Source organism: Sphingomonas sp. AP4-R1 (genome assembly GCF_013113735.1).
Classification (GTDB): Bacteria; Pseudomonadota; Alphaproteobacteria; order Sphingomonadales; family Sphingomonadaceae; genus Sphingomonas_I.
Window position 1 is genome coordinate 1,759,562 of sequence record NZ_CP053346.1, and the last position, 14,658, is coordinate 1,774,219.

Annotated in this window: 11 protein-coding genes and 1 tRNA gene; 2 read left to right on the forward strand and 10 right to left on the reverse strand. The window is 68.4% G+C overall.

Features of this window, described 5'->3' with window-relative positions; all coding sequences use genetic code 11:
- Window positions 1–20 precede the first annotated feature (20 nt).
- The 7 genes from HL653_RS08395 to HL653_RS08425 all read right to left on the reverse strand — a co-directional run bounded on the left by HL653_RS08395 (window position 21) and on the right by HL653_RS08425 (window position 8,364).
- Window positions 21–707: a response regulator gene (locus HL653_RS08395; RefSeq protein WP_171744121.1), complete on the reverse strand. Its 687-nt coding sequence runs from the start codon at window positions 705–707 to the stop codon at window positions 21–23.
- Window positions 704–3,373 carry a sensor histidine kinase KdpD gene (locus tag HL653_RS08400; RefSeq protein ID WP_171744122.1) on the reverse strand — a complete coding sequence of 890 codons (2,670 nt, stop codon included), beginning with the start codon at window positions 3,371–3,373 and terminating at the stop codon, window positions 704–706. The genes HL653_RS08395 and HL653_RS08400 overlap by 4 nt, the downstream gene beginning before the upstream one ends.
- The gene (kdpC, locus tag HL653_RS08405) at window positions 3,370–3,951 is read right to left on the reverse strand and encodes a potassium-transporting ATPase subunit KdpC (protein ID WP_171744123.1); all 582 of its coding nucleotides are present in this window, start codon (window positions 3,949–3,951) and stop codon (window positions 3,370–3,372) included. Before kdpC ends, HL653_RS08400 begins: the two co-directional genes overlap by 4 nt.
- Window positions 3,952–3,962: 11 nt before the next feature.
- Complete coding sequence (kdpB, locus tag HL653_RS08410) at window positions 3,963–5,999, reverse strand: potassium-transporting ATPase subunit KdpB (RefSeq protein ID WP_171744124.1); 2,037 nt, start codon at window positions 5,997–5,999, stop codon at window positions 3,963–3,965.
- A gap of 178 nt (window positions 6,000–6,177) precedes the next feature.
- On the reverse strand, window positions 6,178–7,881 hold the full coding sequence (gene kdpA / locus HL653_RS08415) for a potassium-transporting ATPase subunit KdpA (protein ID WP_171744125.1): 1,704 nt from the start codon (window positions 7,879–7,881) through the stop codon (window positions 6,178–6,180).
- Window positions 7,882–7,891: 10 nt separating this feature from the next.
- Complete coding sequence (kdpF, locus tag HL653_RS08420; RefSeq protein WP_216599964.1) at window positions 7,892–8,017, reverse strand: K(+)-transporting ATPase subunit F; 126 nt, start codon at window positions 8,015–8,017, stop codon at window positions 7,892–7,894.
- A gap of 270 nt (window positions 8,018–8,287) precedes the next feature.
- A tRNA-Arg gene (locus HL653_RS08425) sits at window positions 8,288–8,364 on the reverse strand.
- 104 nt (window positions 8,365–8,468) lie between these two features.
- On the opposite strand from HL653_RS08425, the gene HL653_RS08430 reads away from it, so the two are divergent.
- The gene (locus HL653_RS08430; protein WP_253718016.1) at window positions 8,469–9,203 is read left to right on the forward strand and encodes a queuosine precursor transporter; all 735 of its coding nucleotides are present in this window, start codon (window positions 8,469–8,471) and stop codon (window positions 9,201–9,203) included.
- 166 nt (window positions 9,204–9,369) lie between these two features.
- Here the strand turns inward: HL653_RS08430 and HL653_RS08435 are convergent, their stop codons facing one another.
- From HL653_RS08435 to HL653_RS08445, 3 genes are all read right to left on the reverse strand, one after another.
- Window positions 9,370–10,269: a DMT family transporter gene (locus tag HL653_RS08435; protein WP_171744126.1), complete on the reverse strand. Its 900-nt coding sequence runs from the start codon at window positions 10,267–10,269 to the stop codon at window positions 9,370–9,372.
- A 164-nt stretch (window positions 10,270–10,433) separates the two neighbouring features.
- On the reverse strand, window positions 10,434–12,668 hold the full coding sequence (purL, locus tag HL653_RS08440; RefSeq protein ID WP_171744127.1) for a phosphoribosylformylglycinamidine synthase subunit PurL: 2,235 nt from the start codon (window positions 12,666–12,668) through the stop codon (window positions 10,434–10,436).
- Between the two features lie 33 nt (window positions 12,669–12,701).
- Window positions 12,702–13,532 (reverse strand): helix-turn-helix transcriptional regulator, encoded by an 831-nt coding sequence (locus tag HL653_RS08445; protein WP_171744128.1) that lies wholly within the window; start codon window positions 13,530–13,532, stop codon window positions 12,702–12,704.
- 101 nt (window positions 13,533–13,633) lie between these two features.
- Here HL653_RS08445 and HL653_RS08450 point away from each other — a divergent pair, with 101 nt between their 5' ends.
- On the forward strand, window positions 13,634–14,527 hold the full coding sequence (locus HL653_RS08450; protein ID WP_171744129.1) for an SDR family oxidoreductase: 894 nt from the start codon (window positions 13,634–13,636) through the stop codon (window positions 14,525–14,527).
- Window positions 14,528–14,658 lie beyond the last annotated feature (131 nt).

Consider the following 14,658-nt stretch of genomic DNA (forward strand, 5'->3'; position numbering starts at 1 on the left):
GGCGGCGACGGACAGGAGGGTCAGCCTGCGGCCAGCCGATATCCGACGCCCAGTTCGTTGGTGATCAGGGCCGGCCGCATCGGATCGACTTCCAGCTTCTGGCGCAGATTGCGCACGACGATCCGCAGATATTCGATGCGCCGGTCATAGGCATCGGGCCAGCCGGCCTCCAGCATCTGCCGGTGCGTGACGATGCGACCCGGCGCGCGGGCCAGTTGCTCCAGCACGGCGAATTCCTTGCGGGTGAGGTGGACCTCGGCGCCGTCCCGCACGACGACCCGGTCGACCAGATCGATCCGGATCCCGCCCGCTTCCACCAGCGGCCGCGATCCCTGGGCCTGCAGCCCGTCCCGCAGCGTGGCGCGCAGACGGGCCAGCACCTCCTCGCTGTCGAACGGCTTGGTCACATAATCCTGCGCGCCGAGATCGAGCGCGGCCACCTTCTGCTCGGTCGCCTCGCGCGCGGAGACGACGATGATCGGCGCCGAACCGCTCTGGCGGAGCAACTGGACGATCTCCAGCCCGTCGCGATCGGGGAGGCCGAGATCGAGCAGGATCGCGTCCGGCCGGGCGGTGCGCGCCGCAGCGAGTGCCTCCGCGGCGCTGGTGGCCTCGATCGCGTCATAGCCGGCGCGGGTCAGCGCGCTGTGCAGCAGGCGCCGGATGTGGAGATCGTCATCGACGATCAGGATGCGCGCGCCGCTCATCCCTGGGCCTCGCCCTGATCGAGGATCAGGAGCCGATCGGGAAAGCGAAGGCTGAACACCGCACCCTGTCCGTCGGGGCGATTGGCCGCGCTGACGCGCAGGCCCATCGCCTCCGCAAATCCCTTGACGATGGCGAGCCCGAGGCCGGTGCCGCCCGCCGTCCGATCCGATCCTTCGAGCCGCCGAAAGGTTTCGAACACCTCTTCCTCGCGACCGGGCGGGAGGCCCGGACCTTCGTCGACCACCGACAAAGTGAGCGCATCATAGGAGCGTTCGGCGCGGATGACGACCGGCGTGCCGGGGGCGCCATAGCGGCCCGCATTGTCGAGCAGATTGAGCAGGCAGTGGTGGAAAAGCTGCGGATCGACGGATACCAGCGGCAGATCGGGGGACGCCTCCAGCTGAATGGCGTGACCCTCCAGGGCGCGCCGCGCGTCATGCACCGCGCCCGCCACCGCATCCGCCAGATCCACCGGCTCGGTATTGAGGCGGAGCGCACCGGCCTCCACGCGCGTCATGTCCAGCAGGTTGGCGACGAAGCGGTTGAGGCGCAGCGCCTCGCTCTCGATCGTGTCGAGCAGAGGATCGTGGGTCTTGCGGCGAAGCTCGGCGGCGGCGGCCAGCACCGACGTCAGCGGCGTGCGCAGATCGTGGCTGACCGACGAGAGCAGCGCCGCGCGCAGGCGATCCCGCTCGCGCACCGCCTCGACATCGCGCATCTCGCCTTCCAGCCGCAGGCGTTCCAGCGCCAGCGCGGTCTGATCGATCAGACTGCCGAGCAAGGCGAGCTGATCCGATCGGATGGGATCGCCGCCATCGTCCCGCGCGAGACCCATGATCGCCAGCACGGGCTCGCCCGATCGCAGCGGCTGGAATTGCCAGTCGGACGCCGTCAGCGTGCCCGTGCCGCGCCCGGCGGGCTGGCCCGTGTCATAGACCCATTGCGCGGCGGCCAGCTCCATCGTCTCCAGCCGAACCTCGCCCCCGCTGGTCGCCTGCACCACGAGGCCGGTCGGCTCCCGCTCCAGGATCAGCACGCGCAGCCCCAGCAGCCGCCCGATCTCCGCGCAGGCCGCTCTGGCGACGGCCTGCGCATCGCTGAGCGCGGTCAGCTGGCGCAGATAGCCCGCCAGCGCCGCATTGGTGCGCGCGCTGGAGGCGGCCAGATCGGCCTGGACGCGGACGCGCGACGTCAGCTGGCTGGTGACGAAGGCCACGCCGATCAGCACGAAGATGGAGACGACATTTTCGGGATTGCTCACCGAAAACGTGCCGACCGGCGGGAGGAAGAAGAAATTGTAGGCGAGGCTGGACGCCAGCCCCGCATAGAGGCCGGGGCGCAGGCCGCACAGGCTGGCCGCCACCATCACCGGCAGCAGATAGAGCAAGGCGATGTTGCCGACGTTGAGGAAGCTGAGGACCGTGGCGCCGAGCGCGGTGACCGCCGCCACCATCAGCGTCGCCCAGAGATAGAAAGACGGCCTGCCCCAATCGCCCGATCGCGGCGCAGTCGTGGATCGGGCGCGCGGGGCGGTCTCGCTGCCGGACGGCAGCACATGGACGGCGACGCCCGGCGTCTCGCGCACCAGACGATCCACGACCGAGCCGTGCCGCAGCTCGAACCAGCGGGACCGCACCGACTTGCCGACGATGAGCTGGGTCGCGCGCGCCTCAGCGACGAAGCTCTTCAGCCCCTCGATCACGTTGACCGCGGGCACCGTCGCCACCTGCGCGCCCAGCCGGGTGGCGAGCGCCAGCACGTCGGCGATCCGCTGATGCTCGGCCGCGCCGAGCTGGCGGGTGCGCGCGGTCTCGATATGAAGCGCCGTCCAGGGCGCGTGGAGGGCATCCGCCATGCGCTTGGCGATCCGGACCAGCCCTTCCGCGCCGGAGACTTCGCTCACGGCGACGACGATCCGCTCGCTTGCGCCCCAGGTGCCGGTCTGCGCGCTGGCCCGCAGATGCTCCAGCATCCGGCTGTCCACCGCCTGCGCTGCCCGGCGCAGCGCCAGCTCGCGCAGGGCCGAAAGATTGGATTTCGAGAAGAAATGGGCGAGCGCGCGCGTCGCTTCCTCGGGCAGGTAGACCTTGCCCTCCCGGAGCCGCTCGATCAGCTCGTCGGGCGGAATGTCGACGACCTCGATCTCGGCCGCCTCCAGGATCGAATCCGGCACCGTCTCGCGCACCCGGACCCGCGTGAACGAGGCGACGACGTCGTTGAGGCTTTCGACATGCTGGATGTTGACGGTCGAGAAGACGTCGATGCCCGCCGCGAGCAGCTCCTCGACATCCTGATAGCGTTTGGAATGCCGGCTGCCGTGGGCGTTGGTATGGGCGAGTTCGTCGACCAGCGCGAGCGCGGGCCTGCGTTCGAGCAGCGCGTCGAGATCCATCTCGGTGAGCGTGCGGCCCTCATAATCGAGCGCGCGGCGCGGCAGGATTTCGAGCCCCCGGGTCAGCGCCTCCGTCTCGATCCGGCCGTGCGTCTCGACGACGCCGACGACGACATCGATGCCCGCGCGGGCCCGTGCGGCGCCTTCGGACAGCATTTCATAGGTCTTGCCGACGCCGGGCGCCGCGCCGAGGAAGATCTTCAGGCGCCCCCGTCCTTCCTGCGCCGCCTCGCGCAGGAAGGATTCCGGGGACGGTCGGGCAGGCTCGCTCAATGCGCCGCCGTTCGATCCAGAGCGAGGTTGAGCGCCAGCACGTTGACGCGCTCCTCGCCGAGGAAACCGGCCAGCGGGTGCGCGATGTGCGCATCCACCAGCGCTTTCACCCGCGCCCCGGCGAGCCCGCGCGCTTTGGCCACGCGCGCGACCTGCGCGTAGGCGGCGTCCGGCGACAGATCGGGATCGAGGCCCGAAGCGCTGGCCGTCACGAGATCCGCGGGGATGGCCGTCACGCCCTCCGCCTTCCGTCTCGCGACATCGGCCTTGACCCGATCGACCAGCGCCTGCGCCGTCGGGCCATAGTTCGATCCCGACGATGCGAGGCCGTCATAGCCCTTGCCGGCGGCGGAAGGGCGGGTCTGGAAGTAACGATCGCTGGTGAAGCCCTGACCGATCACGGTGGATCCGATCACGTCGCCACGCGCGTCGCGCACGAGGCTGCCATTCGCCTGGGAGGGAAAGATCGCCTGGCCGATGCCCGTCATGGCCAGAGGATAGGCCAATCCGAGCAGCAGCGCGAACAGGATCGTCAGCACGATGGCGGGCCGCAGCGCGGTGGTGAAGTCGTTGCCCATGATGATGGTCCTCAGGCGAGACCGAGGCCGCTGACGGCCAGGTCGATGATCTTGATGCCGATGAACGGGGCGACGAGACCGCCCAGCCCATAGACGGCGAGGTTGCGCGTCAGCAGCGCTCCGGCCCCCATCGGCCTGTAGGCGACGCCCTTCAGCGCCAGCGGCACGAGCAGGGGTATGATGAGCGCGTTGAAGATGATCGCCGAGAGGATGGCGCTCTCCGGTGTCTTCAGCCCCATGACGTTCAGGACGCCGAGCCCCGGATAGAGCACCACGAACATCGCCGGGATGATCGCGAAATATTTGGCGACATCGTTGGCGACGGAGAAGGTGGTCAGCGCGCCGCGCGTCATCAGCAATTGCTTGCCGAGGCCGACGATCTCGATCAGCTTGGTCGGATCGCTGTCGAGATCGACCATGTTGCCGGCTTCGCGCGCCGCCTGCGTGCCCGTGTTCATCGCCACGCCGACATCGGCCTGGGCCAGCGCCGGGGCATCGTTGGTGCCGTCCCCGCACATCGCCACCAGGCGGCCGCCGGTCTGCTCCTTGCGGATCAGCTCCAATTTGTCCTCGGGCGTGGCCTGGGCGAGGAAATCGTCGACGCCCGCCTCGGCGGCGATGGCGGCGGCGGTCAGCGGATTGTCGCCGGTGATCATCACGGTGCGGATGCCCATCGCGCGCAGCTCGCCGAAGCGTTCGCGGATGCCGGCCTTGACCACATCCTTGAGGAAGATCGCGCCGAGCAGATGCCCGTCCCGCGCCACCGCCAGCGGCGTGCCGCCGGCACGCGCGATCTCGTCGGTGATCCGGCGGAGTTCGGTCGCGGCGGCGGTGGCGCCGAGACCGGGATGGGCGCGCAGGATCGAATCCACCGCCCCCTTCTGGATTAGCGCGCCGCCGGTGCGGATGCCGGAGATGCGCGTCTGGGCGGTGAACGGGATCACCTCGGCATCGTCCGGCAGCGCGGCCGTCGTCACCCCGAACGTCTCGCGCGCGAGCGCCACGATCGATCGTCCTTCCGGCGTCTCGTCGGCCAGGCTGGCGAGCGAGGCCGCGTCCGCCAGAGTCCGCGCGCTCGCCCCGCCGACCGGGCGGAATTCGCTGGCCTGCCTATCGCCGATCGTGATCGTGCCGGTCTTGTCGAGCAGCAGCACGTCGACATCGCCCGCCGCTTCCACCGCGCGGCCGGATTTTGCCAGCACGTTGAAGCGCACCAGCCGGTCCATGCCGGCGATCCCGATCGCGGACAGCAAGGCCGCGATCGTCGTCGGAATGAGCGTGATCAGCAGCGCCGCCAGGATCACGACGGGCACCGCGCCGCCGGCATAGGAGGCGAAGCCGGGGATCGTGCCGACCGCGATGAGGAAGATGATCGTCAGGCCGACGAGCAGGATGGTCAGCGCGATCTCGTTCGGCGTCTTCTGCCGTTCGGCGCCTTCGACGAGCGCGATCATGCGATCGAGGAAACCCTTGCCCGGCTCGACCGTGACGCGGACCTTGATGCGATCGGAGATGACGCGCGTGCCCGCCGTCACCGCCGAACGATCGCCGCCCGCCTCGCGGATCACGGGCGCGCTCTCGCCGGTGATCGCCGCCTCGTTGACGGAGGCCACGCCCTCGATCACCTCGCCGTCGGACGGGATGAGATCGCCGGTCTCGACCAGCACGATCTCGCCCACCTGCAACTGGGTCGCGGGGACGATGCTATAGGTATCGCCCACGCCCAGCAGCCTTTTGGCCTTCAGCTCGGCCTTGGCGTCGCGCAGGCTGGCGGCCTGCGCCTTGCCCCGGCCTTCGGCCAGCGCCTCGGCGAAGGTGCCGAACAGCACCGTCAACCACAGCCAGACGGTGAGCTGCGCCTTGAACGGCGTCGAGAGGCTGTCATGGCCGATGAAGATCAGGATGGTCAGCAACGTCGCTACGCAGGCGGTGACGAACATCACCGGATTGCGGACGAGCTGGCGCGGATCGAGCTTGCCGAACGCGCCGCCGATCGCGGGAAGGATCAGGTCGGCGGTGAACAGGGATTTGGTCGCTGTGCGGCTCATGAGAGAACCTCAAGGAGTGGATGGTGGATCGCGATCCTCCCCCGCCAGGGGGAGGTGGCGCCGTAGGCGTCGGAGGGGGCGGACGGCGGAGCGCTATCGAGGACATTCCCGTCCGCCCCCTTCGTCAGGCTGCGTCTGCCACCTCCCCTTGGCGGGGGAGGATTTCGTGAGCCGCCCATCAGAACAAGCTCCCCCGCACCATCGCGAGATGATCGGCGATGGGGCCGAGCGCGAGGCTCGGCAGGAACGTCAGGCCGCCCAGGATCAGAATGATGCCGACGAGCAAGCCCACCCAGAGCGGCCCGGTCGTGGGGAAGGAGCCCGCGCTCTCGGGCGTGGCCTTCTTCGCCGCCAGGCTGCCGGCGATGGCCAGCATCGGCACGATGACGAAGAAGCGGCCGACCCACATCGCGATGCCCAGCATCCCGTTGTAATAAGGCGTGTTGGCGGTGAGGCCGGCAAAGGCCGAACCGTTGTTCCCAACCGCGCTGGTGAAGGCGTACAGGATCTCGGCAAAGCCGTGCGGCCCCTTGTTGAGCGGCCCGGCCAGCCCCTGCTGCAGCACGCAGGACAGTGCGGTGAAGCCGAGGATGACGAGCGGCAGCACCGCGATCGCCAGCACCGCGAGCTTCACCTCGCGGGCCTCGATCTTCTTGCCGACATATTCGGGCGTGCGGCCGACCATCAGCCCCGCGACGAACACGGCGAGGATGGCGAAGAGCAGGAAGCCGTAGATGCCGGCACCGACGCCGCCGACGACGACCTCGCCCAGCTGGATGTTGAACAGGGGCACCAGCCCGCCCAGCGCCGTGAAGCTGTCATGCATCGCGTTGACCGCGCCGCAGGATGCCGCCGTGGTGACGACCGCGAAAAGGGCGGAGGCGGCCGCGCCGAAGCGCACGTCCTTGCCTTCCATATTGGCCCCGGAAACCCCGAGGCCGTGGAGGACCGGGTTGCCCGCCGCCTCCTGCCAGTAACTGACCGCCACGCCGCAGAGGAACAGGAAAGACATGGCTGCCAGGATCGCCCAACCCTGGCGGGTGTTGCCGACCGCCTTGCCGAACGTCCACGTCAGGCCGAAGCCGATCAGGAAGATCGACAGCATCTGGACGAGGTTCGTCAAAGCGCTCGGATTTTCGAAGGGGTGCGCCGAATTGGCGTTGAAGAAGCCGCCGCCGTTGGTGCCGAGCATCTTGATCGCTTCCTGAGAGGCGACCGGGCCGATGGCGAGCGTCTGTCTGGCGCCTTCGATCGTGTGGACGTCGACCGTCGCGGCGAGGGTCTGCGGCACGCCGCTCGCGATCAGGAAGATCGTGTAGACGATGCACAGCGGCAGCAGCAGATACAGCGTGACGCGCGTGGCATCCGCCCAGAAATTGCCGATCGTGTGCGTCTGCCGCCGCGCGAAGCCGCGAAACAGCGCGAAGGCCAGCGCGATGCCCGTCGCCGCCGACAGGAAATTGTGGATCGTCAGCCCCAGCATCTGGCTGAGGTTCGACATCGTGCTTTCGCCCGAATAGCTCTGCCAGTTGGTATTGGTGGTGAAGCTGATCGCGGTGTTGGCCGCGAGATGCTCGGACGGCGCGGCGAGGCCTTGCCCGTTCCACGGCAGCACCGCCTGCAGCCGCAGCACCGCATAGGTGAACAGCATCAGCGCCGCGTTGAACATCAGCATGTGCACCGCGTAGCGCCGCCAGCTCTGCTCGGCCGTGGGATCGATGCCGGCGAGCCTGTAGAAGCCCGTCTCCACGGGGCCGAGCACGGCGTGCAGCGGCGTGCGGCGCCCCTCGTACAGCGCGAACAGCCAGGTGCCGACCGGCTTCGTCAGCGCCAGCAAAAGTCCCAGAAAGACGAGGATCAGGATCCAGCCCTGAAGCGTCATGTCCGCCTCCTCAGAATTTCTCGGGGCGGGCAAGGGCCGCCACGAGATAAAGGAGGAGGCCGATCGCGGTGATTCCCGCGAGCCAGAGGTCCAGCGTCATCGCCGCCGCCTCACGCATTGTCGCATAGCCGGACATAAGCGAGCGTTGCCGCCACCAGCCCGATCATGATCGCGATCCAGAGCAGATCCTGCACAAGAAAACTCCCGTTCGTCGGCGGACGGAAACCGTCACGCCGCGGGCCGTGCATTAGGAGGAGCGGGCGTAGCGTATCGAGAACGAGGCCCGGCGATCCGCATAGTATTTGCGTATAGTCAGGGGCAATGCGCGGCCGGGGGAAGGGCCGGCGGGCGCGAGCGGGCGACCGGCGCGCGGGCTTCGAGCGGTGGCGGAAAAGGCGAAGGGAAATGGCGCGCCCGGAGGGACTCGAACCCCCGACCAAGGAGGTAGAAGCTCCTTGCTCTATCCAGCTGAGCTACGGGCGCCCGCCGACGCCGATAGCGCGGATTGCGCGGGGCGGGAACCGCGATAGTCTGGTTTGATGACGGATCGGGTGGGAATGGGCAGCACGGTGGACGCAGTCGGAGCGGTGAAGACGATCAAGGCGGTGGACGCGGGGACGCTGACGGGGCGGCCGCTGCGCTATTTCGATCTCGTGATGTGCGCGTTCGTCGTCATCCTGCTCCTGTCGAACATCGTCGGGGCGGAAAAGCGCGCGGTGATCCATTTGCCGTGGATCGGCGACTGGCCGTTCGGTGCGGGCATCCTGTTCTTCCCCGTCTCCTACGTGATCGATGACGTGCTGACCGAGGTCTATGGCTATGCCCGCGCGCGGCGCGCGGTGTGGGCGGCGTTCGTGGCGCTGCTGTTCATGGCGGTAATGGAGTGGACGGTGGTCCACCTGCCCGTGGCGGAGGGCTGGAACGGGCAGGCGGCCTATGAGCGCGTGTTCGGCGCGGGCTGGCGGATCATCGGCGCGTCGCTCTGCGCCTTCTGGGTGGGGGATATCCTCAACAGCTTCGTGCTGGCCAAGATGAAGGTCGCCACCAATGGGCGCTGGCTGTGGATGCGCACGATCGGCTCGACGATCGTGGGCGAGGGGGCGGACAGCCTGATCTTCTATCCGCTCGCTTTCTATGGCCTGCCCGACTGGCCGGTGGCGGCGCTGGGCATGGTGATGCTCAGCCAGTTCGTGCTGAAGGTTTCGTGGGAGGTGCTGCTGACGCCTGTGACCTATGCGGTGGTGGGCTTCCTGAAGCGGCGCGAGGGGATCGACGTGTACGATACGGACACGGATTTCTCGCCGTTTCATGCGCGGGTTTAACGTCCGTCCCATTCCCCCGTTTGCACTGAGCTTGTCGAAGCCTGTCCTGAGCGCCTGCCTTGGCAGGCAGGCGAAGGGTGCCATTCTTCCTTCAGCGTTGCGAGAAGAAGAACGGTGCTTCGACAGGCTCAGCACGAACGGGTTTTGGAGTGCGTGCGGCTCGGTCTTACTCGTTCGGCAGGCCGTGGGCGGCGGCCTGTAGTTCGGCCGCTGCCGGCGCGCCGCGTTCGCCCAGCACGACGACGATGCTGCCGACGATGATCAGCAGGCCGCCGCCGATCAGGCCCACGCCCGCCGGATCGCCGAACAGGGTGATGCCGATGACCGCGCCGATCAGGGGCTCGATATTGATGAACACGCCCGCCGCCGCGCTGCCGACGCGCGCGGAGCCATAGGCCCAGGCGGCGGTGGCGACGAAGGTGGCCAGCACGCCCTGGCCGATGATCCCGGCCCACGCGGCGGCGGGAAGCGCCAGCGGCGGGGCGCCGTAGAGCAGCAGCGCGATCGGCAGGATCGTGGCGACCGCGACCAGCACGGTGACGGCGGGCACGGACATCGGGCTCTTCGTCTCGGGCGCGCGCCGCAACACGATCAGCCAGGCGAGGAACAGCAGGAGCGAGGCGAGCGACATGGCGATGCCATAGGGCGTGCCCGCGCCCTCGGGCTTGCCCGCGATCAGCGCGGCGCCGAGCGTGGCGGCGACGACGCCCGCCCAGGAGGTGCGGCTGACCCGCTCGCGCATCGCCCACGCCGCGATCGCGACCAGAGCGGGCATCGCGCCCACCAGCAAAGCGGCGAGCGATACGGTCACCTGCGTCAGCCCCTCGAACTGGATCAGGAAGGCAACGCCGTAGAGGAAGCCCGCGAGCAGCACGGGCGGCGAGCGGAACAGGGCGCGCGCCTCGGCGCGGAACGCGAAGGGCAACGCGACGAGGCTGGCGACGGCGAAACGCAGCAGGATCATGTGCGCGGGGCCGATGTCGCGCAGCGCGAGCTTGCCGAGCGGAAAGCCGAGGCCCCAGCAGAGCCCGGAGAGGGTGAGTGCGAGGAAGGGGAGGAGGCGCATGTCCTTATTGCTTTCTTCTGACCCCTTACCGCTCATGCTGAGGAGAGACTGAGCCTGGCGAAGGCTCGTCTCGAAGCACGGTTAGGAGCATGTCCTTCGAGACGCCGCTTCGGCTTCGCTCAGCGGCTCCTCAGGATGAGCGGGGTGGTGCAGGAAAGCGAATGTCACCCCAGCGCCGAATCCGCGCCCATCAGCTTCGGGAAGAAGCCTTCGTGCGCGGTGCGGAGCGTGTCGAGCGAGGCGCAGTGATCGCCCGCGCTGCCTTCGAAGATCAGGCGGCGGCCGGCGGTCGTCCGGCCGATCGGCTCGGCTTCGATGCCGGCGGCCTTGGCGCCGGCGAGGAAGCCCAGCAAGGCATGATCGTCGACCGTGACCACATAGAGGCCCTGATCCTCGGCGAACCACGAGGCGGCGAGGCCGAACGGCTCGGCGCCGTCGATCAGCGCGCCGATATTGCCGGCCAGCGCCATCTCCGCGAGCGTGACGGCGAGGCCGCCGTCCGACACGTCGTGACAGGCCGAGATCCAGCCCTGCTCGATGCCGTTGCGGACATAGTCGCCCGTCTTGCGCTCGGTGGCGAGATCGACCGACGGGGGCGCGCCTTCCTCGCGGCCGTGCAATTCGCGCAGCCACAAGGACTGGCCCAGCTCGCCCTTGCGCGCGCCGACCAGCAGGATCACGTCGCCGGGATTGCGGAAGCCGACGCCCACGGTGCGCGTCCAGTCCTTGAGCAGGCCGATCGCGCCGATGGCGGGGGTGGGCAGGATGGCGGAGCCGCCGCCCGTCGCCTTGCTCTCATTGTAGAGGCTGACGTTGCCCGAGACGATCGGGAAGTCGAGCGCGATGCAGGCGTCGCTCATGCCCTCCAGCGCGCCCACGATCTGGCCCATGATCTCGGGGCGCTGCGGGTTGGCGAAGTTCAGGCAGTTGGTGACGGCGAGCGGGGTCGCGCCCACGGCGGTCAGGTTGCGCCACGCCTCGGCCACGGCCTGACGCCCGCCCATGACGGGATCGGCGAAGCAGTAACGCGGGGTGCAGTCGGTGGTCATCGCGAGCGCCTTGGCCGTGCCGTGGACGCGGACGACCGCGGCATCGCCGCCGGGACGCTGGACGGTGTCGGCGCCGACCTGCGTGTCATATTGCTCCCAGATCCAGCGGCGCGAGGCGATGTCGGGCGAGCCCATCAGCTTCACCAGATCGGCCGCGACATCGACGCATTCGGGGATGTTGGCGAGCGGCGCGGGTGCTGGCGTCGGCACATGCGGGCGATCGTAGAGCGGGGCTTCGTCGGCGAGCGGCCCGAGCGGGATGTCGCACACCGTCTCGCCCTTCCAGACGAGCTCCATGCGGCCGGTGTCGGTGACGGTGCCGATGACGGCGAAGTCCAGCTCCCACTTCTCGAAGATCGCCTTGGCGAAATCCTCGCGGCCGGGCTTCAGCACCATGAGCATGCGCTCCTGGCTTTCCGACAGCATCATCTCATAGGGATTCATGCCGGTTTCGCGCTGGGGTACGTCGTCCATGATCAGGCGGATGCCGACGCCGCCCTTCGACGCCATCTCGACCGAGGAGGAGGTGAGGCCGGCGGCGCCCATGTCCTGAATGGCGACGATCGCGTCGGACGCCATCAGCTCCAGGCAGGCTTCGATCAGCAATTTCTCGGTGAAGGGATCGCCCACCTGCACGGTCGGGCGCTTCTCCTCCGAATCCTCGCCGAAATCGGCCGAGGCCATCGTCGCGCCGTGGATGCCGTCGCGGCCGGTCTTGGAGCCGACATAGACGATCGGATTGCCGACGCCCGAGGCGGCCGAATAGAAGATCTTGTCCGTGTCGGCGATGCCCACCGTCATCGCGTTGACGAGGATGTTGCCGTCATAGGCCGGGTGGAAATTCACCTCGCCGCCCACGGTCGGCACGCCGACGCAATTGCCGTAGCCGCCGATGCCGTGGACCACGCCCGAGATGAGGTGCTTCATCTTGGGGTGATCGGGGCGGCCGAAGCGCAGCGCATTGAGATTCGCGATCGGGCGCGCGCCCATCGTGAACACGTCGCGCAGGATGCCGCCCACGCCCGTCGCCGCACCCTGATAGGGCTCGATGTAGGACGGGTGGTTGTGGCTCTCCATCTTGAAGATGGCGGCCTGCCCGTCGCCGATATCGACGACGCCCGCATTCTCGCCGGGGCCGCAGATCACCTGCGGGCCCGTCGTCGGGAGCTTCTTCAGGTGGATGCGGCTGGATTTGTAGCTGCAATGCTCGGACCACATGACCGAGAAGATGCCCAGCTCCACCAGATTCGGCTCGCGGCCGAGGGCGTGCAGGACGCGCTCATATTCCTCGGGGGAAAAGCCGTGTTCGGCGACGATCTGGGGCGTGATGGCGGAGGCGGCGCTGGTCATGGAAGGGGCCGATAGCGGAGCCTGCGGCGCTTGTCAGCGTGGTGCGTGATAGGCGGCGACATGCGCGCGCACGCGGGCCTCATCTTCGGGCGACACGGCATTGTAGACGAGCATGCCGAGATCGGGCCGGCCATCGACCGAGAAATGCGAATATTCGAACTGGATCGGGCCCAGCACCGGATGATGGAGCCGCTTGAGCCCGTCGCCCTGCGCGTTCACCTCATTGTCGCGCCAGAGCCTCGCGAAATCGGTGCTGGTGCGGCACATCTCCTCCACCAGTTGCTCAATCTCGGCCGTGGCGCCCGCGCGGACCGCATCGGCGCGGAAGGCGGCGACCACATAGCGGGCCACGCTCAGCCAATCGTCCTGAGAGGCGCGCACGCGGCTGTTGCCGAACATCAGGCGCAGGATGTTGCGCTGGGCAGGCTCCAGCAATTGGTAATCGGTGAGGATCGCGGCGGCCGCGCGATTCCAGGCGATCACGTCCCATGTGGCGGTCTTCACGATGGCGGGGCTCGCCTCCAGCGCATCCAGCACGCGCTGGAGGCGAGGGGTGACCCCATCGGTGGCGCGATAATGGACTTCGGGCGGGCGGCCGAGGCCGAGCATGAACAGATGCTCGCGCTCCGGCTCGGTCAGCATCAGGCCGTTCGCGATCCGGTTGAGGACGTCGGCGGAGGGTGCGCCGCCGCGCCCCTGCTCCAGCCAGGTGTACCAGGTGGCGCTGATATTGGCGCGCTGGGCGACCTCCTCGCGGCGCAGGCCCGGCGTGCGGCGGCGGGTGGCGGGCAGGCCGAGCGCGACCGGATCGAGCCGGATGCGGCGATCCTTCAGATAGGTGCCGAGCGCGTTCACGGTCGCCATGAGGAGCCGATCCTGTTGATCATTATACCGGGATAAAGTCCCATCTTTAACGGGATGAAGCCTAGGCCGACATGCGCCTCCGGACAAGGACGGAGACGAAGATGCGTATATTCGTGACGGGCGCGACCGGGTTCATCGGCAGCCGGGTGGTGACCGATCTGATCGGAGCGGGCCATCAGGTGATCGGTGCCGCACGGTCGGACGAGGGGGCGGACAGGCTGCGCGCGGCCGGGGCGGAGGTGCATATCGGCACATTGGAGGAGCCGGCGGGGCTGGCCGCCGGGGCCGAGCAGGCGGACGGCGTGATCCACACGGCTTTCGATCATGATTTCTCGAACTTCCTGGCCAATTGCGAGAAGGACCGGCGCGTGATCGCGGCGCTGGGCGACGTGCTGAAGGGGAGCGATCGGCCGCTGCTGATCACCTCCGGCGTCGGCATGGGTATCGCAGCGCCGGGCGAACTGGCGCGGGAGGACGTGTTCAACACCGAACATCCCAATCCGCGTATCGCCTCCGAACTGGCGGGCGCCGCTTTGCTGGATCAGGGGCTGAACGTGGCCGTCGTGCGCCTGCCGCAGGTGCATGACACGGAACGGCAGGGGTTGATCACCTATTCGGTGATGCTGGCCCGCGAGAAGGGCGTCTCGGCTTATGTGGGCGAAGGGCGCACGCGCTGGTCGGCCGCGCCCGTGGCGGATGTGGCGCGCCTCTATCGGCTGGCGCTGGAAAAGGCGCAGCCCGGCGCACGCTATCATGCCGTGGCGGAGGAAGGCGTGTCGGCGCGTGAGATTGCCGAAATCCTGGGGCGGGGGCTGGGCATTCCGGTGGTGTCGCTGCCGAAGGAGGAGGCGATGGCGCATTTCGGCTGGATGGGCATGTTCGCCGATCTGGACCTGCCCGCCTCCAGCGCCTGGACGCGCGAGGCGCTGGGCTGGGCACCCACCGGCCCGAGTCTCGCCGCCGATTTGGAAGGCATGTTCGGCCTGAACGGGTGACCGCCGCCCCGGAAATTGCGTCAGCAATACTTTCTTACTTCCGACGTGTTGCGGATCAGTCGCAATAGCATTAATCGGCGGTCAAGGGCGGTGACACGTCCGATTTCCGGGGGAGTGAGCCATTTTCTCCC